Annotated in this window: 22 protein-coding genes and 1 pseudogene; 13 read left to right on the plus strand and 10 right to left on the minus strand. The window is 62.9% G+C overall.

Annotated features, from left to right (window positions below):
* Positions 1-3: 3 nt before the first annotated feature.
* The 4 genes and pseudogenes from GJR96_RS00400 to GJR96_RS00415 all read right to left on the minus strand — a co-directional run bounded on the left by GJR96_RS00400 (position 4) and on the right by GJR96_RS00415 (position 2,479).
* On the minus strand, positions 4-216 hold the full coding sequence (locus tag GJR96_RS00400) for a hypothetical protein (protein ID WP_151160986.1): 213 nt from the start codon (positions 214-216) through the stop codon (positions 4-6).
* A 63-nt stretch (positions 217-279) separates the two neighbouring features.
* Complete coding sequence (locus GJR96_RS00405) at positions 280-1,053, minus strand: SDR family oxidoreductase (protein WP_151160988.1); 774 nt, start codon at positions 1,051-1,053, stop codon at positions 280-282.
* A 75-nt stretch (positions 1,054-1,128) separates the two neighbouring features.
* A pseudogene (locus GJR96_RS00410) lies at positions 1,129-1,631 on the minus strand (macro domain-containing protein).
* Between the two features lie 2 nt (positions 1,632-1,633).
* The gene (locus tag GJR96_RS00415) at positions 1,634-2,479 is read right to left on the minus strand and encodes an aldo/keto reductase (protein WP_151160990.1); all 846 of its coding nucleotides are present in this window, start codon (positions 2,477-2,479) and stop codon (positions 1,634-1,636) included.
* Positions 2,480-2,592: 113 nt separating this feature from the next.
* Between GJR96_RS00415 and GJR96_RS00420 the strand changes: the two genes are divergently transcribed.
* The 11 genes from GJR96_RS00420 to GJR96_RS00465 all read left to right on the plus strand — a co-directional run bounded on the left by GJR96_RS00420 (position 2,593) and on the right by GJR96_RS00465 (position 13,679).
* Positions 2,593-3,279 carry a YqjF family protein gene (locus GJR96_RS00420; protein ID WP_151160991.1) on the plus strand — a complete coding sequence of 229 codons (687 nt, stop codon included), beginning with the start codon at positions 2,593-2,595 and terminating at the stop codon, positions 3,277-3,279.
* Between the two features lie 75 nt (positions 3,280-3,354).
* Entirely contained in the window at positions 3,355-3,801 is a 447-nt protein-coding gene (locus tag GJR96_RS00425; protein WP_151160993.1) for a transporter, read from the plus strand.
* 95 nt (positions 3,802-3,896) lie between these two features.
* Positions 3,897-4,022 carry a hypothetical protein gene (locus GJR96_RS18365; protein WP_255471219.1) on the plus strand — a complete coding sequence of 42 codons (126 nt, stop codon included), beginning with the start codon at positions 3,897-3,899 and terminating at the stop codon, positions 4,020-4,022.
* A complete protein-coding gene (locus tag GJR96_RS00430) occupies positions 4,019-5,017 on the plus strand; it encodes a metallophosphoesterase family protein (RefSeq protein ID WP_151160995.1) in 999 nt (332 codons plus the stop codon). The genes GJR96_RS18365 and GJR96_RS00430 overlap by 4 nt, the downstream gene beginning before the upstream one ends.
* The gene (locus tag GJR96_RS00435) at positions 5,008-5,769 is read left to right on the plus strand and encodes a DUF7260 family protein (protein ID WP_151160996.1); all 762 of its coding nucleotides are present in this window, start codon (positions 5,008-5,010) and stop codon (positions 5,767-5,769) included. The genes GJR96_RS00430 and GJR96_RS00435 overlap by 10 nt, the downstream gene beginning before the upstream one ends.
* Before the next feature lie 78 nt (positions 5,770-5,847).
* Positions 5,848-6,312, plus strand: a complete 465-nt coding sequence (locus GJR96_RS00440; protein ID WP_151160997.1) for a PH domain-containing protein — start codon at positions 5,848-5,850, stop codon at positions 6,310-6,312.
* Positions 6,309-8,039 carry a PH domain-containing protein gene (locus tag GJR96_RS00445; RefSeq protein WP_151160999.1) on the plus strand — a complete coding sequence of 577 codons (1,731 nt, stop codon included), beginning with the start codon at positions 6,309-6,311 and terminating at the stop codon, positions 8,037-8,039. The genes GJR96_RS00440 and GJR96_RS00445 overlap by 4 nt, the downstream gene beginning before the upstream one ends.
* Before the next feature lie 50 nt (positions 8,040-8,089).
* Positions 8,090-8,572 carry an Lrp/AsnC family transcriptional regulator gene (locus GJR96_RS00450; RefSeq protein ID WP_151161001.1) on the plus strand — a complete coding sequence of 161 codons (483 nt, stop codon included), beginning with the start codon at positions 8,090-8,092 and terminating at the stop codon, positions 8,570-8,572.
* 368 nt (positions 8,573-8,940) lie between these two features.
* Entirely contained in the window at positions 8,941-10,428 is a 1,488-nt protein-coding gene (locus tag GJR96_RS00455; RefSeq protein WP_151161003.1) for a proton-conducting transporter transmembrane domain-containing protein, read from the plus strand.
* The gene (locus tag GJR96_RS00460; RefSeq protein ID WP_151161005.1) at positions 10,418-12,898 is read left to right on the plus strand and encodes a DUF2309 domain-containing protein; all 2,481 of its coding nucleotides are present in this window, start codon (positions 10,418-10,420) and stop codon (positions 12,896-12,898) included. Before GJR96_RS00455 ends, GJR96_RS00460 begins: the two co-directional genes overlap by 11 nt.
* 85 nt (positions 12,899-12,983) lie before the next feature.
* The gene (locus GJR96_RS00465; protein WP_151161007.1) at positions 12,984-13,679 is read left to right on the plus strand and encodes a carbonic anhydrase; all 696 of its coding nucleotides are present in this window, start codon (positions 12,984-12,986) and stop codon (positions 13,677-13,679) included.
* A gap of 18 nt (positions 13,680-13,697) precedes the next feature.
* On the opposite strand, the gene GJR96_RS00470 is transcribed toward GJR96_RS00465, so the two are convergent.
* Positions 13,698-14,357: a bifunctional 4-hydroxy-2-oxoglutarate aldolase/2-dehydro-3-deoxy-phosphogluconate aldolase gene (locus GJR96_RS00470; protein WP_151161009.1), complete on the minus strand. Its 660-nt coding sequence runs from the start codon at positions 14,355-14,357 to the stop codon at positions 13,698-13,700.
* Positions 14,358-14,599: 242 nt separating this feature from the next.
* Here GJR96_RS00470 and GJR96_RS00475 point away from each other — a divergent pair, with 242 nt between their 5' ends.
* Together GJR96_RS00475 and GJR96_RS00480 are read left to right on the plus strand one after the other, a co-directional pair.
* A complete protein-coding gene (locus GJR96_RS00475) occupies positions 14,600-15,622 on the plus strand; it encodes a S1C family serine protease (RefSeq protein WP_151163836.1) in 1,023 nt (340 codons plus the stop codon).
* 36 nt (positions 15,623-15,658) lie between these two features.
* Positions 15,659-16,060 (plus strand): hypothetical protein, encoded by a 402-nt coding sequence (locus GJR96_RS00480; protein WP_151161011.1) that lies wholly within the window; start codon positions 15,659-15,661, stop codon positions 16,058-16,060.
* Between the two features lie 36 nt (positions 16,061-16,096).
* Here GJR96_RS00480 and GJR96_RS00485 read toward each other — a convergent pair whose 3' ends face one another.
* From GJR96_RS00485 to GJR96_RS00505, 5 genes are all read right to left on the minus strand, one after another.
* Positions 16,097-16,528 (minus strand): universal stress protein, encoded by a 432-nt coding sequence (locus GJR96_RS00485; protein WP_151161012.1) that lies wholly within the window; start codon positions 16,526-16,528, stop codon positions 16,097-16,099.
* A 121-nt stretch (positions 16,529-16,649) separates the two neighbouring features.
* Positions 16,650-16,868 (minus strand): hypothetical protein, encoded by a 219-nt coding sequence (locus tag GJR96_RS00490; RefSeq protein WP_151163838.1) that lies wholly within the window; start codon positions 16,866-16,868, stop codon positions 16,650-16,652.
* A gap of 167 nt (positions 16,869-17,035) precedes the next feature.
* Entirely contained in the window at positions 17,036-17,230 is a 195-nt protein-coding gene (locus GJR96_RS00495) for a hypothetical protein (protein WP_058573077.1), read from the minus strand.
* The gene (locus GJR96_RS00500; protein WP_151161014.1) at positions 17,227-18,999 is read right to left on the minus strand and encodes a b(o/a)3-type cytochrome-c oxidase subunit 1; all 1,773 of its coding nucleotides are present in this window, start codon (positions 18,997-18,999) and stop codon (positions 17,227-17,229) included. The genes GJR96_RS00495 and GJR96_RS00500 overlap by 4 nt, the downstream gene beginning before the upstream one ends.
* Positions 18,999-19,532, minus strand: coding sequence for a cytochrome c oxidase subunit II (locus tag GJR96_RS00505; RefSeq protein ID WP_151161015.1), 534 nt, complete (start codon positions 19,530-19,532; stop codon positions 18,999-19,001). Before GJR96_RS00505 ends, GJR96_RS00500 begins: the two co-directional genes overlap by 1 nt.

Raw genomic sequence — 19,532 nt, forward strand, 5'->3', positions numbered from 1 at the left:
GATTCACTCGTCTGTCCCCACTTGTTCGTGCGTGTGGTGGAAGAACTGGACGTGTGGGCGACCATCACGTTCCACCGGGTCGAAACAGACCCGGCGATAGCGAGCGTTGTCGAGCAGATTGACCATCAATCCGTGGTCGTGAATCGACACGGAGTCGTACGCCGTCGAGCAGACGGGGCACCGGTCGGTGGTCGGTGAGGGAGTCGAATCTGGCACAGTTCCTCTCCACGTCGATTCGGGCGCAAAAACGAAGACAGTTTGTGGAAGTCGACTCCGCAGTCAGAGCGTGTTAGTCATGCCGCCGTCGACGACGAGCGACTCTCCGTTGACGTAGTCTGCCATGTCGCTCGCGAGGTACAGCGCCGCGTTTGCCACGTCGTCGGGATGACCCTCACGTCGTGTCGGAATGGTCTCGATGTATCCCTCTTCGGCTTCGGTGCCGAAAATCGGGACGTCCTCAGTCGTCATCGTCGTCTCGATGAGGCCGGGGTGAATCGCGTTGACTCTGATACCCTCGGGACCGAGTTCTGCGGCAAGTGCGTAAGTCAGGAGTCGCACCGCACCTTTCGAGGTGTGGTAGGCCGAAAAGCCCGCCGACCCGCGGAGCCCAGCGACGCTGGACAGGTTGATGATGGACCCTCCTTCGCCGCTGTCGACCATCTTCTTCGCCGCCTCTTGTGCGCCGAAGTACACCCCCTTGACGTTGATGTCCATCAACTGGTCGTACTCCGCTTCGGTCGCTTCGAGGAAGTCGTGTTGTCGGAAGATACCCGCGTTGTTCACCATCACGTCGACGCCTCCGAACTCGTCGGCCGCGTCGACGGCGGCGGCGAGTTGGTCGAGGTTCGTCACGTCGCACTCGACGAACGTCGCACTCGCGTCTGTCTCTTCTTCGACGTACTCGTGGGTCGGGGTCCCGCCTTCCCGCGGGTCTGACTGGATATCTGCGACCACCACGTTGCAGCCTTCACGAGCGAACGCCATCGAAATCGCGCGTCCGTTCCCACTTGCACCACCTGTTACCACGGCCGTCTTGTCTGCCAAGAGAGACATGTAATCTCGTACTACATGACAGGTTTTCAATCATTTTTCACGATTTCCGACGGGTTCGTTCTGCGTCCGTAGACGTCACTCGACTGCCTCAGCAACCCGGGCGATGGTGGCGTACTCGTCGTCACTGTAGGCGACGAACCGAACGTCACGGAGCGAGTCGGGGTCGAAGTCGCGAATCTCCTCGGCGATGAGGCGGGCACCGTCTTCGAGGTCGAATCCAGCGACACCGCACCCCAACGCCGGGACGACGACGGACTCGCAGTCCCGGTCGTCTGCGGCCTGTAAGGCGTTCCGCGTCGCGTCGCGGAGGCTCTCTTCGGTCGCTCTCCCGTCCCCGTAGTGAGGCATGGCCGCGGCGTGAACGACGTACTTCGCGTCCAAGTCGAACGCGTCGGTAACCGCGACCTCTCCGAGGTCGATAGGTCCCTTCGCCATCGCGGCCTCGTTCAACTGTGGGCCGCCCCTCGCCGAAGCGCGCCGGCGACACCGGACCCCATGCGAAGACTCGTCCCGGCGGCGTTCACGAGGGCGTCCGCCGACAGCGTGGCGATGTCGCCCTGTACGACGATGAACTGCATGGTCACTCGTCGAGGCGGGCCATGTCCTCGTCGTCGAGGCCGATGTGCGATGCAGCGATGTTGTCGCGGAGGTGCGACACGCTCGCGGTTCCGGGGATGGGTAACATCACGTCCGACCGGTGGAGCAACCACGCGATTGCGATTTGCTGGGGGGTGCTGTCGTGCTTGGTCGCGACTGCGGAGACGGCATCCGCTTTGTCGCCGAGGTCACCTGCACCGAGGGGGAACCACGGGATGAAGCCGATGTCGTAGCCTTCGCAGGCGTCGAGTACCGCCTCGAATTCCCGGTCTGCGACGTTGTACCGGTTCTGAACCGTCGCGATATCGACGATGTCGCGTGCGGCGTCGAGTCTCTCGACCGAGACGTTCGACAACCCGACGTGTCGAATCAGCCCTTCGTCTTTCATCTCTGCGAGCGCGTGGACCGAGTCCTCGAAGGGGACGTGCGGGTCCGGACGGTGTAGTTGGTACACGTCGATAGTGTCGACGCGAAGTCGGTCGAGGCTTCCGAGGATGGCGTTCCGGAGATAGTCGGGGTCGCCGTTCGGTTTCCAGTCGCCGTCGGTGTTCCGGAGCAACCCTCCCTTCGTGGCTACGACGAGGGTGTCCGGGTAGGGTGCCAGCGCTTCGCCGATGAGACGTTCGGAGACGGCCGGGCCGTAGGAGTCCGCCGTATCGATGAGATCGACACCGTGTGCGATGGATTCGTGGAGAACTTTCTTCGCGTTCTCGACGTCGTCGGGTTCGCCGATGATGTCGTCACCGGTGATGCGCATCGCGCCGAATCCGAGTCGGTGGACTGTCAACTCGCCGCCGATGTCGAAGGTTCCGCTCGCGTTCTCGACCATGGTAGATGATAGACGGCCAACAAAGTGGTCGTTTCGGCGAATCCGGGGCGACGCACGCGCGTCCGACCACCGACTGCCGAAATCGACTCCCGTCACCAGCTCCTACACCTCGTATGGACCTCCTCTCGATGCGGTGGCGAGACACGCTGTTCGCCCACTGGCCAGTGGACCCAGAACTCGTCCAGTCTCACCTCCCGGAGCACCTCTCCGTCGCGACGTACGATGGGGACGCGTGGCTTGGCGTCGTCTCGTTCGACATGGTGGATATCCGTCCGCGCGGGTCGCCGCTTGGCCTCTCGTTTCCCGAGGTGAACCTCCGGACGTACGTCGAACCCGCCGATGGAGGTGAACGGGGCGTCTACTTCTTCACCCTCGAAGCGGCGGACCGACTCGGTGTGCTGACCGCGCGGCTGGGCTTTCGACTAGCGTATCACCACGCGACGATGTCCGTAGAATCACGGGACGGCACCGTCGATTTCCAGAGTTATCGACCTGCCTCTCGCGACTCGCCCGCGGCGCACTTCGACGCGACGTACCGGCCAGTCGGCGACCCAGAACCACCAGAACCGGGGTCGCTCACCGAGTTCCTCGTCGAGAACTATCGGTTCTACACCGACGAGTGGCCCGTCGTCGTGGGCGTCATCGACCACGACCCGTGGCCGATACAGGGAGTCGACGTCGAGATTCGAGCCAACACGCTGTTCGAAGCCTGTGGATTCGACCACCCCGGAAGCGACCCACTCGTCCACTACGCGCGAGAAATCGATGTGACGGCGGAACCACCGGCGATACTCCGGTGACAATCGTCGCCACGGTGGAGTACCACCCAGGACGAAGGTGAAACCTTCAAGCATCGGTGAACGAACCTCACGGACATGGCACTCATCGACACCGTGATGGCAACAGTCCACCTGCTGGTCGGCGGCCTGTGGACCGGGAGCGTCCTCTTTTTCGCACTCGCAGTCCTGCCCACCGCGCGCGCCGGGAACATCCGCGCCGCCGCGTTCGAATCGATAATCTCTCGGCTCACCATGGGGTCGCGCGTCTCTGCACTCCTCATGTTCGTCACCGGTGGTCACCTCGCCGGGACCCGCTACACCGTCGGGAGTCTCTTCGGGTCGGGTCGCGGCCACCTCGTCCTCACGATGCTCGCCCTCTGGTTGGTCCTGACCGGACTCGTCGAAGTCGGTCGGAGTCGGGCGGTAGACGGACTCGTCGAGAAGAAGGTTCGTACCCCTGCGGAGAACGCTGCACCGTTCTACCTCGGTGCCGCCCTCGTCGCCGTCTTGCTCCTCCTCGACGCCGGACTCCTCCTCAATTGAACTATTGAGGACTCTGTAGAATATCTATAACTATAATCTAAAATATATATTCTGTGCGATATGTTTATCATTCCGCTACTGGTGGATACGCGTGTATGCAAGGGGACGAGTCAGGCGTCGTCGATACGTCACTTCGAATCGAGTTGTGTCCCGACACCGGAGAGATTCGCGTCCACAGAACGACCGAACTGGGCACGTACACCCGAACGATAGACCGATGAGGTGGGACGGGTCCCCCTCCGCCGGACCTGTGCTCGCTCGACTCGCACGGCCGGTTTCGCGGACACCGACTCGACTCGCCGTCGTCTCGGACCCGCACGTCACCCCGACGGGGTCGGGAACGTGGAAAGTGTACCACCGAACCGAGACCAGACTCCGAACCGCCGTCACGACCATCACGGACCTCGACGTCGATGCCACCGTCCTCCTCGGTGACCTGACGCGAGACGGCCGGCCCAGCGAGTACGACGTCGTCGACGAGATTCTCGCAGACCTCCCGGCCCCGTGGGTGTCGGTTCCCGGCAACCACGACGTGCCGAAGCAGTGGGACGACTACGACGCCCCGACGCCGGACGCATTCGCCGACCGATACTCGACTGGCGAGTTCCCGTTCGTCCACCGCGTGGGTGGCGTCGACATCGTCGGCCTCGACTCCGCCAGCGGCGGTCCTGCCCTCGACCTGTACGACTCGCACGAAGGAGTCATCCCCGACCAGCACCTCCGCTGGTTGGACGAACACCTCGCTGACGCGACGACACCGCTCGTCGTCCTCCACCACAACCTCTTCCACCCCCGCCAACACACCGGTCAGTTCCCCGACGGCGACTTCTATCAACTCCGGAATGCTTCGGCCCTGACAGAGATTCTCGCCACACACCGTGTTCCACTCGTTCTCTCTGGACACATCCACTGGTCCGCGACTGCCGTTCGAGACGGTGTCCGGGAGATAATCGCACCTGCCACGTGTTCGTTCCCACAGTCGTTCCTCCTCGTGGACATCGACCGGATGGGAACAACGATTCGACTCGTCCCCCTCGCCGGTCCGAAGGGAATCGCCGAGGCGTACACCCTCGCCAGCAGGGGCGCAGCACACGGACAGGGAATCGCTGCCCACGCCGACCGTGGCCTCCTCTCGTCGCTCCCGTTGGTCGACGAACGAACGCCGCCAAACCGACCCGTCGGGTCGGACGTTCCGGGGGCGGTTCGATGGCGGTGAGTCTCACCCGACTCGACGCCGCTCAGGAGGCACTTCGACAGGAACGTCGCCGATGCGTGGACGAACGGGAAGCGTTTCGCGCGTTCCGAAGCGACCTCAGCGACCTGACGGCGACGGCACCGGCGCGGACACCGATGGCCGCGCAATCACTCGGACACGTCCAGGCGAACGACGGGTCACTCACTCGTGTCCGGCGGTCATACGAACGGACCGTGATGTCGGTTCCGCACTACGACGAAGAGTACGGCGACACGTTCGAAGATAGCATGGTCGCCGAGTTCGGACCCGACGTAACCGTGGCGTTCCAGTCGGCGAGTGTCTTCTCACCTGCACTCCACCAGACAGTCACCTCCTCCGCGGCCACAGCAGTCTCCGAGCGCGACGAGTTCATCGAGGTACTCGACGACGAAACCGCGTCTGTCGAGTCCATGCGGGAGCGTCTCTCCTCACTTCTCGACCGACTCGTGGCGCTCGACGACCGGCCACTCTCCGAGCGTGGGTTCGGCGAGTTGCTGGCGCTTCACGAGCAGGTTTCGGTCCTCCGGACGCGACTCGAAACCATCGCCTCGGACAGACAGGAGACACTCGTCGCGCACCGTCGTGCGCTCTCGTCGTTGGTACCTGACGTGACCGAGTTTCTGTACGAGGACCTTCCGTGTCGCTACCCCGTCTTAGCGACCATCGCCGACGTGAGAGAGACACTAGACACTGCCGAACGGCGCGTCGAACGCCACATCGCTTCGACACCGTAGGTCGATTCGGCCACAGATATTTATCTACTCACGGCGACCCCTGAACTATAGTATGTTCACGCCTGCGGAGGGGTTCCGATGAATCGCCTCCACCCTCGTATTCGTCTCCTCTGGGTCGCCCGCGCAGTCGTCTTTGCACTTCTCGTCGGTGGTGTGGCAGCAGCAGGAGTGTTGTTTACGCCGCTTCCGATTCCGACACTCGCCCCGGTGGCGATTAGTTTCGTCTTGCTCGTCGTCGGCGTCGGGTACGCCCTGCTCCGCTACCGCGCGTGGGGGTACGAGGTTCGAGACGACTCGCTGTACCTCCAGCGCGGCGTCCTCACCAAAGTCTACACCGTCGTTCCGTACGTCCGCGTCCAGCACGTCGATTCGGCGCGTGGCCCCCTCGAACGTCTGGCGGGTCTCGCTTCGACTATCGTCTACACTGCGGGGTCACGCGGGGCCGATGTCTCGATTCCCGGATTGACACCTGAAGGTGCAGAAGACCTCCAAGACCGCCTGAAGCGACTCGCCATCCGGGCCGAGGGCGACGACGCGGTATGACCCACCTCTCGCCACTCTCGGTCCCGTATCGGGCGGCACAGCGGAGCATCAGCATCGTCTTCGCACTCGCGTTTCTCGCGTTCTCCGGTGGTGCTGCGTTCGGTGGATTCCTCGGCGGCATCGGCGCGGTGGCACTCGTCGGGTTCGCCGTCCTCGCTATCGCGGGGTACGAGTTCGCCTACTACCAGCGGTTCGAGTACGAACTCACCTCGGACACCCTCGACATCCGGTCCGGCGTCTTCTCACGTCGCAACCGCGAGATTCCGTATCGTCGCATCCAGAACGTCGATATCTCCCGCAACGTCGCGCAACGACTCTTCGGCCTCGCCGCCGTCGACCTCGAAACCGCCGGTGGCGGCGGCACCGAAGGAAGTCTCCGCTTCGTCACCTACGAAGAAGCCCTGCGCATCCAGAAGGAAGTCGCTCGTCTGAAGCGTGGCGACACCGCACCGGACGCTCCCGAACCGGACCGCGACGTCCTCTTCGAGTTGACGCCGCGTGAACTCGCCATCGTCGGCGCACTCTCGTTCGACCTGCGCTTGCCCGGCATCGTGTTCCTGTTCGCGACGAGTGTCTTCCCCATCGCCGCCTCGTTCGTGGACGTTCCAATCCCCACGAGGGGTATCGCCGCAGGAGTCGTCGGCGCGGCCACCATCGCCTTTCTCATCGCCGCGGCCTCGTGGGTCGCTGGATTCGCCTCGTCGGTGGTGAACTACTACGGGTTCAAGTTGACCCGCGTCGGTGACGAACTCCAGTACGAACGCGGCCTCATCCAGCACTACACCGGGTCGATACCAATCGATAAACTCCAGACGCTCACTATCGAGGACAACCCGCTGAAGCGGCGATTCGGCTACGCGACGCTCCTCGTAGAGACGGCGGGATACGCTCCCAGTGCGGACAACGGCGCCAGTGCGAGTCGTTCGCGCCGCGGGTCGGAGGCGGCGATTCCACTCGCCACCCGTGACCGGGTGCAAGCACTCGTCGAAGAAATCGAAGGCGTCACCGAACCGAGCTTCGAGCGTCCGCCGACGCGCATCCGTCGCCGGTACGTCGTCCGGTACCTCCTCGCTATCGGTGCCATCGTGCTCGGCCTCTACGGGGCGAACACCATCTTCGGCGGGATTCCGTGGTACACACCGCTGATACTCGCTCCCGTCGCCGCCGTGGCCGGCGTCTACCAGTGGCGGCACCGCGGCCGCGCCCTCACCGAGAACCACTTTGTGACCCGAAACGGCTTCTGGAAACGCGAGATTCGGTTCGTCCCGTACTACCGCATCCAGACGACAATCGAGACGCGGACTATCTTCCAGCGTCGCTGGCGCGTCTCGACGGTTACGGCCGACACCGCCGGGAGTCTCTCTCTCGTCGGCGGTGACGCGGCAGCGGTCGATATCGAAGTCGCCGCCGCCACAGACCTTCGGGACGAACTCGACGACCGACTCCGTGACGCACTCGCCGCACGTCGTGAAGAGCGGAGACTGGCCCGGCAACGAGCACTCGGCATCGACCCGACTGGCGACAGTCACACGCAGACGGACGCGCCCGACACCGACGACCGGTCGCCCGACGACCTGACGGACCCATTCGTCTACCGCACCCCCAAATCACGGACGGAGCAACAAGAGAGGGTCAGCGACCGACAGGTCGACGACGACGCAGGTGCGGAGACCGGTGACGACGCCGACTCGAACGACGACGCGAGGGGCGGCACGGACAACCGGTGACCGACTCGGGAGAGCATAATATCTTTCTCACGTCCTGGAGACGTACAGACATGGCCGACCACCGCATCGACGACGTGGACCGCGCGATTCTCCACGCCCTGCAAGAGGACGCGCGAAATCTGTCGTCGGGCGACATCGCAGAGCGGTCCGGAACGTCCGACAGCACCGTTCGAAAGCGCATCAAGCGCCTCGAAGAGGAGGGTGTTATCAAAGGGTACAACGCCGCCATCGACTACCCGAAGTCGGGGTTCCCGTTCAAGATGCTCCTGTTTTGTACCGCACCGATTCCCAAACGAGGAGAGATGATAGAGGACGTGTTGGCAATCGATGGCGTCGTCTCCGTGCAGGAACTCGTTACCGGCGAGAAAAACCTCCTCGTCACGGTCGTCGGCGAAAACGACGACGACGTCACACCGGTCGCACAGGAGTTACTCGAACTGGGACTGACCGTCGCCGACGAGGTGCTCGTTCGAACCCACAAGACGACGGCGTTCGGCGGGTTCAAGAGCGACCAATCTACAGAGACCGAGTGACTGACCCCCAGCGCCACCGCGAACACCGCTGTCTTTTCGCACCGACGTAACCGAGACTGCACAGTTCGCTCGATACGTCTCGACACTCGAACAGCGGTGCAACCGGAGAGGGATGCGCTATCGACGACGAGCGATGTGGTGCCCCCCGAAGAACAGGGCCGAACAAGACCATAGATACGGGCAGACCCGACCATCTGGTAATTGTTAACAATGACTATGATGTTCTCCCAATGGCTGTTTTGCGAACAAATTGTTCGGATGGGAGTTTTTATTAACTAATACGTTCGTACTAAGGGTGAACAAGACGGTCTGTGGTCGGCTCACTCCCGAGGTGGAGAGACTCACGGACTGTCGACAGCCCACGAACGATGACAGACGAGACGAGATTACCCCAGGTCGGACCGCTTCCGAAGACGACGACTGCGACAACACGGGTCCCGGTTGCTCTCACGCGAATCGTGTGGCTCCTGTGGACGGTGAGTCTCAGTCTGGCGATACTCCGACTGTCGAGTTCCGAGAGCTGGTCGCTGCTGGGTGTGTTCTCGGTCGACGGGCTGACCGTCGTGATGTGGGTCGTCGTGACGTTCTTCAGCGGAATCGTCCACAGTTACTCGCGGCGCTACATGGCGGGAGACAGTGGGCTCACCAGATTTTTCGGCACCGTGTTCGCGTTCACGCTCGTCGTGATGGCGCTCGTCGCGGCGGATTCACTCGTCGTGTTCGCGGCGCTGTGGTTGACGATGGGGCTGGTGATGGCCACCCTCATCGGTCACGTCGATTCGTGGCAACACGCGCGCACGGCCGCCACATACGCCCGTCGCGCCTTCGTTGGAAGCAGTACGTTGCTGGCCGTCTCCTTCGCGACGCTGTGGTGGCACACCGGCGCGACGACCATCTCCGGTCTCGCCTCAGTGCAAGTCACACCCTCTGCGACTGTTCTGTTCGCAGTTGTGATGCTTCTGCTGGCGGCGATGATTCAGTCCTCACTGCTCCCGTTCCACACGTGGTTACTCTCGTCGATGACCGCGCCGACGCCCGCGTCGGCACTCATGCACGCCGGATTCGTCAACGCAGGGGGAATCCTGTTACTTCGGTTCGCACCGGTCGTCACTGCTGACGGCGGCTTCATGCTCGCAATCGTCGTCGTGGGCGCGACGAGTGCCCTCCTCGGAAAACTGCTGAAGACCGTGCAGACGGACGTCAAGAGTCAACTCGGCTGTTCGACCGTCGGACAGATGGGGTTCATGTTCATGCAGGCGGGACTCGGCTTCTTCGGTGCCGCCATCACGCACCTCGTCTTGCACGGCTTCTACAAGGCGTACCAGTTCCTCTCGTCGGGGAGCAGTGTCGAACACGGAAGCCCAGATGGAAAGTACGCTGTGACACAGTCAGCGGGAATCACCGGTGCCGCCGCGACGGTGCTGACTGCACTCGCAGGTGGTGTCTTGTTCGCCGTCACGACCGGCGAAGGACTGGCGTTCGATAGCGGACTGATTCTCGCAGGACTCGTCGTGCTGACCACGATGCACGCTACCCGCGAGACGGTTCACCACACGGCGCTCCCAACGGTCCTTCGCTACGGCACCATCCCGCTGGTATTCCTGCCAGCAATCGTGGTGTACGCGGCGGTGTACAAGCTCATCGAGCACGCGTTAGTCGGGGTCCCTATCGTTACGGCACCAACCGAACTGACGCCCGTCCACGTCGTCGTCGCCGCGGCGTTCGTCTTGTCGTACGTCGTTATCGAGAGCGGGTTCTACCGCCGCAGCACTCGCCTGTACGTAACACTCGTGAATGCGACGCGCCCCGCGTCAGGGACTATCGTGACAACCAGAGAGGAGTACAATGAACACTAACGAACCAATCCGCGACACCATCGAACAGGCTGCAACGACCGTCGGGTCGGTCTGGCCGCTTCACTCGTTCGTGACGGCGAACCCCCTCAGTGGCTTCGAAGACGACCCGTTCCACGAGGCCGTCCAACAGGCCGAACGCCTGTTCGGCGGTCGCGGCTACCCGAGTGCGGACGTGTTCCGCGCCGCGCTCGAAACGGGACAAATCGACCCCGAGACGCTTCGGAGCGAACTGCGTGCACACGGGTACGAGGAGGACCCAAAGACCCTTCTGGCGCGCATGGAGACCGACGAAGAGCCGACTTCCGAAACTGACGAGTCGAGTCCACACGACGCCGTGGACACGGTACTGACGAAGTGGCTCGCCGCCTTCCTCGACGAGGAACAGGCGACGTGGTCGATGCCGAACCGCGAACGTGGGTTCTACGCCGCATTCCGCTCTGTGGCGCGCTACGACGCGTCGCTCCCGGACCAGAGTGCGGTCACGGCCTTCCCGGACGACCCAGTCGAGGCAATCGAACAGGTCGTCTCGACGTACCCACGAGAGCAATTGCCCGACCTCTTCGAGTTCCACCTCGGGAAACTCCCGGGATGGACCGGGTTCATCAAACAACGGGCGGCCAGTGGCGGTTCCTGGCAAGCGACGTACCCCATCACGCTCACGGAGTATCTGGCGGTACGGTTAGTTCTCACCGACTGCTTCGATGTACCGCTCGGCCCGCCGACGGACGCATCAGAATCGACACGTACCGAACGGAGCCTGCAAAACGACGACGGCCTCCCGCTTCCGGAAGTCTGGTTGAACGCGTGGGAGGACACGTATCGCACGCAACTCGTCGAGGCGATAACCGAACAGCGCCAGTCGTCGTCAGCATCCGAAGACGGCGAGAAAGCGGTCGCTCTCGAAGATGGGGGGCGTCCGGACGCCCAACTCGTCTTTTGCATCGACACACGCTCGGAGGTCATCCGTAGGCACGTGGAGAACGTGGGTGCCTACGAGACCTACGGCTACGCGGGCTTCTTCGGCATTCCGATGCGCTACGAAGCTTACGACTCCGGGGTCACGATAGACGCATGCCCGCCCATTCTCGATGCACAACACTACATCGCAGAGAATCCGGCCGAGGGGTGTGAACCCGAACACGGACGCTACGAGACGTGGGCAACGGGCACCCGTGCTGCCTCGAACGTCCTCAAATCGCTCAAATCCAACGCCTCGACCGTGTTCAGTTTCGTCGAGAGTGCCGGGAGTGGCTACGGTCTGGCACTCACCGCACGGACGCTCTTCCCGGCGCGGGTGTACGACTTCCTCACCGCTACGTCGAAGCGGGTCCCCAGCGAGCCGGACTTCTGTGAACCAGCACTCGACCACGACCCGAGCGCCGAGGGTAACCTGCCACGCGGACTGTCCACTGCGGAGAAAGTCGAGTACGCCGCAACTGCGTTCGAACTGATGGGGTGGGACGAATTTGCCCGCGTCGTCGCGTTCGTCGGCCACGCCAGTCAGACGGCGAACAATCCGTTCGAGTCCAGCCTCGATTGCGGTGCTTGTGCCGGGAACGCCGGCGGCCCGAGCGCTCGCGTCCTCGCGGCCATCTGTAACGACGACGCGGTCAGGTCCGCACTCCGCGAACGCGGGTTCGACATTCCGTCGGACACCGTCTTCGTCGCCGGCGAACACAACACCACGACGGACGAAGTGACACTCTTTACGGCGTCTGTTCCGGAGAGCCACGAGGCCGACGTCGAACAACTTCGGTCTGACCTCGAAACTGCCCGTGAGGGCTCGACCGCAGAACGCACCGAGTCGATGGACGTGTCGTCGCCGGGGCCGCGCGAGACCGAACGCCGCGCCACAGACTGGGCCGAGACGCGGCCCGAGTGGGGACTGGCCGGCAACGCAGGCTTCGTCGTCGGTCCCCGGTCGCTCACACAGGGACTCGACCTCGACGGTCGTTCGTTCCTCCACTCGTACGACTGGCGGAACGACGACTCCGGCGAGGCACTGGCGGCCATCGTGGGCGGACCGATGGTCGTCACCCAGTGGATAAACATGCAGTATTACTTCTCGACTGTGGACAACGCAGTCTACGGCAGTGGGTCGAAGATTACCCACAACCCGGTCGGGAACGTCGGCGTCTATCAGGGGAACGGCGGCGACCTGATGACGGGCTTGCCGCTCCAGTCGGTCATGGCGGCCGACGACGACCCGTATCACCAACCGCTGCGCCTCTCGGTGGTGATTCACGCACCGGTCGAGCGTGTGACCACCATCCTCGCCGAGAATTCAGACGTGGCCGAATTGCTTGACAACGGCTGGCTCTCGCTGACCGTCGTCGACCCGACGCAAAACGGGGCATCGTTCCAGTACGACGGGAACCTGACGTGGGTCGCCGACGAGACGACCGATGCGGCCGAGGAACCGAAACGGACGGAAGAACCGGTCGTCCCACCGATGGCGGCCGACGACTGACCGGACGGCCTGCCGGTCTCTCGGTCGGCGTGAATCTTCGTCTCTTTCCCCGGTATTTACCTCTCCGGGGCGATAGTCAATCGCAATGGCGAATTCGGTACTGGAAGCGCTCATGACCGGAAACGAACACTACGTCGAACACCTCGACTCGGACCACTTCGAGGGAGTCCGAGACGTGCAGAAACCGCCAGTCGTTTCCGTCGGGTGCGCAGATTCTCGCGTCCCGGTCGGGGCGCTCTGGGCGACCGATGAAGCAGGGAAACTCTTCAAATCGGTCAACATCGCCAATCAGGCGTGGACGACCATCGACGGCCGACTCGTCGTCAACGACGTCGTCGGCTATGCAGTCGCAGAACTCGGCGTCTCGGATATCGTTATCCTCGGACACACGGGGTGTGGCGGGGTCACGTCGGCTTACGAGTCCGTCGTCGGAGACGGGTCGAAAGACCTGCCAGTCGCCGTCGAGGAGGCAGTCTCGCGTCTCGTCCCACTGGTCGAAGAGGCACGCGAGTTAGGCCTCTTCGACGAAGAGACACCCACGAAAGACGCCGTCAACCGTCTGGTCGAGTACGCCGTCGTCCGGCAAGTCGAGTTCCTCACCGAGAGCGACGAGGTACCCGAAACCACCGACTGCTGGGGCTTCGTCTACGACTTCCAGCACGTCTACGGTGACGACGACGGCGCGGCGTACCTCGTCGCCGCGAACGGCGACTCGGACCCGGACCTCGTCGCCGAGTGGGTCCCCGACGAGTTCGCGGGGCGTGTAAAATCGATACGGTGACAAGGCGATTCGAGGCGGTTACTCGTCTCTCGCGCCGTCGATAATCTCGGAGAACTCGCGGGCCATCTCGGTGATGACTTCGAAGTCGCCGTTCTCGATGGCCTCGTCGTCCATGAGTGCGCCGCCCGCACCGACGACGACTGCTCCCGCCTCGATGTAGTCGGCGGCGTTGTCGAGGCCGACGCCACCAGTCGGCATCATCGGAATCTGCGGAAGTGGGCCCTTCATGCTCTTGAGGTGGCCCGGCCCGAGCGACGAGGCGGGGAAGACCTTCACGAGGTCGGCACCGGCCGAGTAGGCGTCGACGGCCTCTGTCGGAGTCATGATACCCGGCGCGACGAGCGTGCCGTACCGATTGCACGTCTCGACGACGCCCTCGTCGAAGTTCGGGCCGACGACGAACTCCGCCCCGGCCTGAATCGCCGCGTTGGCCGTCGGCGCGTCGAGGACGGTCCCTGCACCGACGATAGCCTCACGGTCCGAGAACGACGCCGACACCTCGCTGATGAGGTCCATCGCGTCGGGGTTGTCGGCCGTAATCTCGTAGGCGGTGACACCACCTTCGTTGAGGGCGTCGGCGACGTCGATGATGGTGTCGGCGTCTGCGCCGCGCATCACCGCGACGACACCACTGTCGGCGAGTCGTTGCATGTTCTCGTGTACGTCGAGCGTGACCATTGTCGACCCGATATTTACTACAGAAGTTAATAAATTGAGGGTCCGCGATATCTGACGGTCGATGTGTCGTCTGCTGGCCAACGTGCCAACTCGACGGGGAACCGTCACGGGCCGCGTCGATATCGACGTGTCTGATTCACGTCCACGGTGACTGTCATCACACGACATGCTCAAATTCTCCGGGCACTAACCCGAGGTAAGCGACCGCCGGACGGCGTGTGTCGTCCCGCTTTCGCACCATCATGTCCACTCACCTCGATTTCGAAGGACTGTACCGCGACGTCATCCCGTCGGTCGTCTCCGTCTACGTCGGCGGGCGACGTCGCCCCGGCGGTGCCGGCAGTGCGTTCGTCTACGACGACCAGCACCTCGTGACGAACGAGCACGTCTCCAGACTCGCCGACCGCGACTCGAAGCGCGTCGAACTCCGGTTCGCCGACGGGTCGTGGCGCGTGGGCGACGTCGTCGGTGCCGACGCGTACACGGACCTCGCCGTCGTCGCCCTCGACGACCTGCCCGACGACGCCGTAGCACTCCACCTCGCGACACAAAACCCGGCCCCGGGCCGTGCAGTCGCCGCCCTCGGGAACCCACTCGGTCTCGACGGGTCGATATCCGCCGGCATCGTCTCCGGAGCGAACCGGTCGCTCCCCACCTCGAACGGGTTCGCTATCCCCGATGTCGTCCAGACTGACGCACCAATCAACCCCGGAAACTCCGGTGGTCCACTCGTCGGGATTACGAGCGACGGCGACGGCCCACCCTACGAAGTCGTCGGCGTCAACCGGGCGAAGCAGGGCGACAACATCGGATTCGCCGTCTCACCAGTCATCGCGAGTCGCATCCTCCCTGACCTCGTCGCCGATGGCTACTATCGCCACTCGTATCTCAGGGCGCGGACCCTCGACGTGACGCCTACTATCGCAGAGGTAAACGGCCTCGACGCGCCTCGTGGCGTCCTAGTCGTCGGGTCTGCCTCCAGCGATGGCGGTGACGCCGTTCTCCGTGGATGCACCGACAAGGCGGTGTTCCGTGGCTGGGAGATTCCCGTCGGCGGCGACGTCGTCGTCGCCATCGAAGGGAACCCGGTCCGGACACACGAGGAGTTGATGCGCTACCTCATCACCGAGACTCGGCCCGGCGAACCCGTCGCAATCGACGTCCTCCGCGAAGGCGACCCGATGACGCTCGTCGTCGAACTCGACGAACGGCCGTCTGCGACCCGAGACAACCGGGACGGTGGGAGCCAAATCCCCATCGAGTGAGTACCATTTTGACACTACTTCCACAATATCGTGGTCGTGTCTTCACGCTTCGACCACTCGACTGACGACGCTCCGACGGCAGTCCCGCCCGACGCCTCACTGTTCGACGAAATCGCCCCGCTCAGACTCGCCATCGGCGTGGTGTTCAGTGCGTTCGCTGCCCTCGCCGTCGTCACAGGATGGCTCTCACCCCTCTCTCCCGATGCTGTCGGCGTCGTCCTCCTCTGTCTCGTCTTCCTCTCGGGAGGGTTCGTCCCGTTCAACTCGACGCTGGCGTACAACGTCAGCCAATCCGCGGCGTTCATGCTCTGGGGAGGTCTCAGATTGCTGGTCGTCGGGTTCGACGTGATTCCACTCCTCCTCGGTGGGTTCGGCGTCGTCAGCCTCGTCTTCTACGGCCGGCGAGCACTCACCGACGGACTACGGGCGTACGCCTGAGTGGCCCAGTCGGGACTGCCGACAGCGAACGCTCCGCTACTCGCGAACGGTCAACACCGGAACCTCGGAGAGTCGAACGACTCGTTCGGTCGTACTCCCCAAAATCGCGTGTTCGAGGCCGGTCCGACCGTGTGTCGCCATCACGACGAGGTCGGCACCGACTTCCTCGGCGTAGTCGAGTATCTCACGGTGTGGGACGCCGATTCGGACCGCTGTTTCACAGGGGAGGCCGGCGTCGTCGGCGAGCGACGCGATTTCTTCGACGGCCATCTCTGCGGCGTCGCGAAGACTCGCCTGAACTCGTTCGACCGGCACGTCGGCGGCGGTCCAGAGACCGAGGTCACTGGAGTCGATGACAGACAAGACGCGAATCGTCGCGTCGTAGGTGTCGGCGATGTCGATAGCACGGCGGGCGGCGGCGAGAGAACGGGCGCTCCCATCGGTAGGGACGAGGACTGAATCATACATGTCGTACTGTTTGCGTGCTGCGGCTATGGTTCTTCGCGTCGGATTTCGGGCGTCTCGCGGCCGCGAAGCTACGGTGTGTCAACTATCGTCGTGAGAATGGAGGTTACCGGGGGTGTCGGATTCAGACGCGGGTGCGCGGCCGTGGCACTGCCTTGCGGACTGCCGCGGCGGACGCGACAAGAAGTCCACCGAACAGGATGGAGACGAACAGTTCGGGCGCGACAGTCAGGCCAGCCACGCCACCGACGGTGGCGAACAGTGCGTACCCGGCGACTACCGTGAGGGTGATGCCGATGACGACTGCGAGGCCGATTCCGACTTTCATCAAGTCGAGTTTCATGGTCACCTCTGTCTACGCCACAGAATTCCATATATAGGCAGATTGGTTCCCAGTCACCGGGAAACTGCCGGGATTCCCCCACGTTATCGAGGGGACATTATATGCGCTCTTCGCTCGTCGAGAGCTATCGAAAAAATCGCAGCAAAACCGGTCTCGACGACCGGCGATTACGACGCCGACTCCGATCCCTCACCGTAGAGTCCGTACAGCACGAACATCAAGGCGAGGAACAGGAACTCGATGACTGCGATGGCGATGAGGGGCAAGTCGATGTTGAAGAACCCCGCAACAGTCCGGAGTTCGATGGCGATGGGAACGCTGAACGCGATGATGACCAGCGCTCGTGCCTTGGTCAACTTCATGCGGCCACCTCCAGCAGGGTGTTGACCGTCGTGGTAACCAGCGTCGTCACGAAGTCGAGACCCGCCGAGACGGTAGCCGGAATGGGCAGGCCACCGCCGAACAGGCCGCCACCGTTCTGGATGATGCCAGCGAGCGGAAGCGTGTAGGCGAGGATGACGAGGACGACGGCGATGCCGGTCCACAGACCAAGGTTGTCGAGGACGCGCGGACTGCCCTCGGGACCCGAGAGCGGTTCGGGGAGGTACTCGTCGACCGGACGGTCGGACTTCTCACCGAGCGAGGTCAGGAGCATGTTGAACAGGAACAGCACCACCGACAGGAACAGGAGCGTTCCGCCGAGGGCAATCTGCACACGTAGTTCGAAGATGCTCCCGATTGGCGTCAGGAACTCGAAGTTCTGGTACTGCGGTTCTGCGGTCCGACGCGGGATGCCAGCGAGGCCGGCGCGGTGCATCGCGTTCGACATGAAGACCATGCCGATAAACCACATGATGACCTGCAGGAGGCCAATCGGTCTGCTGTAGAGTTTCGTCCCGGTGAGTTGCGGAACCAGCCAGTAGGACCCTGCCATCATGGTCAAGGCGACGGCAGTCCCGACGGTGAGGTGGAAGTGACCGGGGACCCACAGCGTGTTGTGGATGAGGTAGTTGATGTTCATCCCGGCGTTGATCATACCGGAGAATCCACCTGCGGCGAACAGAATCCCGGCGAGGGCCATGCCGGTGAAGGCAGGGTCACGCCACGGGAGTGCACCAAGCCAGCGAAGGTAGCCTTCGCCACCACGCTGTCGTGCACCGTGTTCCATGCTGGCGACGGCGGTGAACGCCGTGAGCAGCGACGGAAGCAGCAGGAACATCGTGTTCGTCATCGCGATGAACTTGAAGCCCTCTGCGATACCCGGGTCGAGGTACTGGTGGTGAATTCCGACCGGCGTCGAAAGCAAGAGGAACAACAGGAACACCACGCGTGCGAGGGGGTCACTGAACAGGCGACCACCCGAGAGTTTCGGGAGGATGGTGTACCACATCATGTACGCCGGCATCAGCCAGAAGTACACGATGGGGTGCCCGAAGTACCAGAACAGCGTCCGCGTGAGAAGCGGGTTGACACTCGGAATCAGTCCGAGCGACCACGGGATGAGGAAGAACACCACCGAGACGGCGACACCGAGCGTCGCGAGGTACCACATAATCATGGTCGTCAGGACCATGAACATCTGCAGCGGGATGCGCTCGCCCTTGTTGTCGCTCCGCCACGCGCGGTACGAGAGGAACCAGTCGGCACCTGCGAGCCACGTTCCGACGATGAACATCGCCAGCCCGATGTAGAATATCGGGTGGGCTTGCAGCGGGGCGTAGAACGTGAACAGCACGTCTGCGCTAATTCCAAGGTTCGGGACGAGGCCACCGAGAATCGCGATGGTGGCGAGGACGGTTCCGGTCGTCATCAGTCCGAACCACGCCCACGAGTACAGCGTACTCACGGCCGGTTGGTCCAAGCTCCGGGCGGTTGCCCAGTGGAAGAACCCGGTGAGGAAGAAGATGGTGAACACGATTGCCAAGAGGACACCGTGCCCAGTCAGCATCGTGTAGTAGTCCGCGGAGTCGATGACGCGAAGGATGTCTGTCCGGTGGAGCGCCTGAATGAGGCCGAAGAACGCCCCGATTCCGAGTGCGACGAACGAGACAAGGAGGTTCGCCTTGATGACACCTGCCTCGGAAGGGAACCTCTCGACGAACGTCCGGGCCGGGCCAGAAGCGGTCGCCATCAGTTACTTCCCTCCTGTTGCTGCTGTTCGTACCAACTGTCGAATTCACTCTGTTCCATGACGACGAGTTTGCCTTCCATGACGTGGTGGCCTGAGCCACAGTATTCGTTACAAACCAGACCGTACTCACCGGCCTCGTCGAACTCGACGGTGAACTTAGCCACTTGGCCGGGAATCGCCATCGTGTTCGCGTTGGTTCCCACAACGTTGAAGCCGTGGATGACGTCTGCTGCGGTCACGTAGAACGTGACGGTACTCCCTTCGGGGACGCGGATGGGTTGCGTCGTGCCGGGTTCGAAGACGAACTGTCGAGCGACGACGTACACGTCGTAGGAGTTCTCACCGGTCTGTTCGACGCCCGGGTCGCCGAACTTCGGGTGGTCGTCGAGCGTTGCCGGGTCGACGGTTCCACCCTCGTCGTCTATCATCTCGATACCGACGCCGGCAGCGCCGTACGTAATCGTTCCAATGAACCCGACAATGAGGACGAGTGCGAGTGCCAGCCAGAGTTTCTCGTACGTGTGTATCTCCAT

The sequence above is a fragment of the Haloferax litoreum genome (assembly GCF_009674605.1).
Taxonomy (GTDB): domain Archaea; phylum Halobacteriota; class Halobacteria; order Halobacteriales; family Haloferacaceae; genus Haloferax; species Haloferax litoreum.

Bases quoted from the DNA above. Each gene is read 5' to 3' on its own strand.
- GJR96_RS00450 (WP_151161001.1), top strand. From the start codon at position 8,090: ATGGCCGACCACCGCATCGACGACGTGGACCGCGCGATTCTCCACGCC.
- GJR96_RS00490 (WP_151163838.1), bottom strand. From the start codon at position 16,868: ATGAAACTCGACTTGATGAAAGTCGGAATCGGCCTCGCAGTCGTCATC.
- GJR96_RS00485 (WP_151161012.1), bottom strand. From the start codon at position 16,528: ATGTATGATTCAGTCCTCGTCCCTACCGATGGGAGCGCCCGTTCTCTC.
- GJR96_RS00425 (WP_151160993.1), top strand. From the start codon at position 3,355: ATGGCACTCATCGACACCGTGATGGCAACAGTCCACCTGCTGGTCGGC.
- GJR96_RS00405 (WP_151160988.1), bottom strand. From the start codon at position 1,053: ATGTCTCTCTTGGCAGACAAGACGGCCGTGGTAACAGGTGGTGCAAGT.
- GJR96_RS00455 (WP_151161003.1), top strand. From the start codon at position 8,941: ATGACAGACGAGACGAGATTACCCCAGGTCGGACCGCTTCCGAAGACG.
- GJR96_RS00470 (WP_151161009.1), bottom strand. From the start codon at position 14,357: ATGGTCACGCTCGACGTACACGAGAACATGCAACGACTCGCCGACAGT.
- GJR96_RS00440 (WP_151160997.1), top strand. From the start codon at position 5,848: ATGAATCGCCTCCACCCTCGTATTCGTCTCCTCTGGGTCGCCCGCGCA.
- GJR96_RS00430 (WP_151160995.1), top strand. From the start codon at position 4,019: ATGAGGTGGGACGGGTCCCCCTCCGCCGGACCTGTGCTCGCTCGACTC.
- GJR96_RS00500 (WP_151161014.1), bottom strand. From the start codon at position 18,999: ATGGCGACCGCTTCTGGCCCGGCCCGGACGTTCGTCGAGAGGTTCCCT.
- GJR96_RS00505 (WP_151161015.1), bottom strand. From the start codon at position 19,532: ATGGAGATACACACGTACGAGAAACTCTGGCTGGCACTCGCACTCGTC.
- GJR96_RS00460 (WP_151161005.1), top strand. From the start codon at position 10,418: ATGAACACTAACGAACCAATCCGCGACACCATCGAACAGGCTGCAACG.
- GJR96_RS00495 (WP_058573077.1), bottom strand. From the start codon at position 17,230: ATGAAGTTGACCAAGGCACGAGCGCTGGTCATCATCGCGTTCAGCGTT.
- GJR96_RS00415 (WP_151160990.1), bottom strand. From the start codon at position 2,479: ATGGTCGAGAACGCGAGCGGAACCTTCGACATCGGCGGCGAGTTGACA.
- GJR96_RS00445 (WP_151160999.1), top strand. From the start codon at position 6,309: ATGACCCACCTCTCGCCACTCTCGGTCCCGTATCGGGCGGCACAGCGG.
- GJR96_RS00465 (WP_151161007.1), top strand. From the start codon at position 12,984: ATGGCGAATTCGGTACTGGAAGCGCTCATGACCGGAAACGAACACTAC.
- GJR96_RS00420 (WP_151160991.1), top strand. From the start codon at position 2,593: ATGGACCTCCTCTCGATGCGGTGGCGAGACACGCTGTTCGCCCACTGG.
- GJR96_RS18365 (WP_255471219.1), top strand. From the start codon at position 3,897: ATGCAAGGGGACGAGTCAGGCGTCGTCGATACGTCACTTCGAATCGAG.
- GJR96_RS00475 (WP_151163836.1), top strand. From the start codon at position 14,600: ATGTCCACTCACCTCGATTTCGAAGGACTGTACCGCGACGTCATCCCG.
- GJR96_RS00435 (WP_151160996.1), top strand. From the start codon at position 5,008: ATGGCGGTGAGTCTCACCCGACTCGACGCCGCTCAGGAGGCACTTCGA.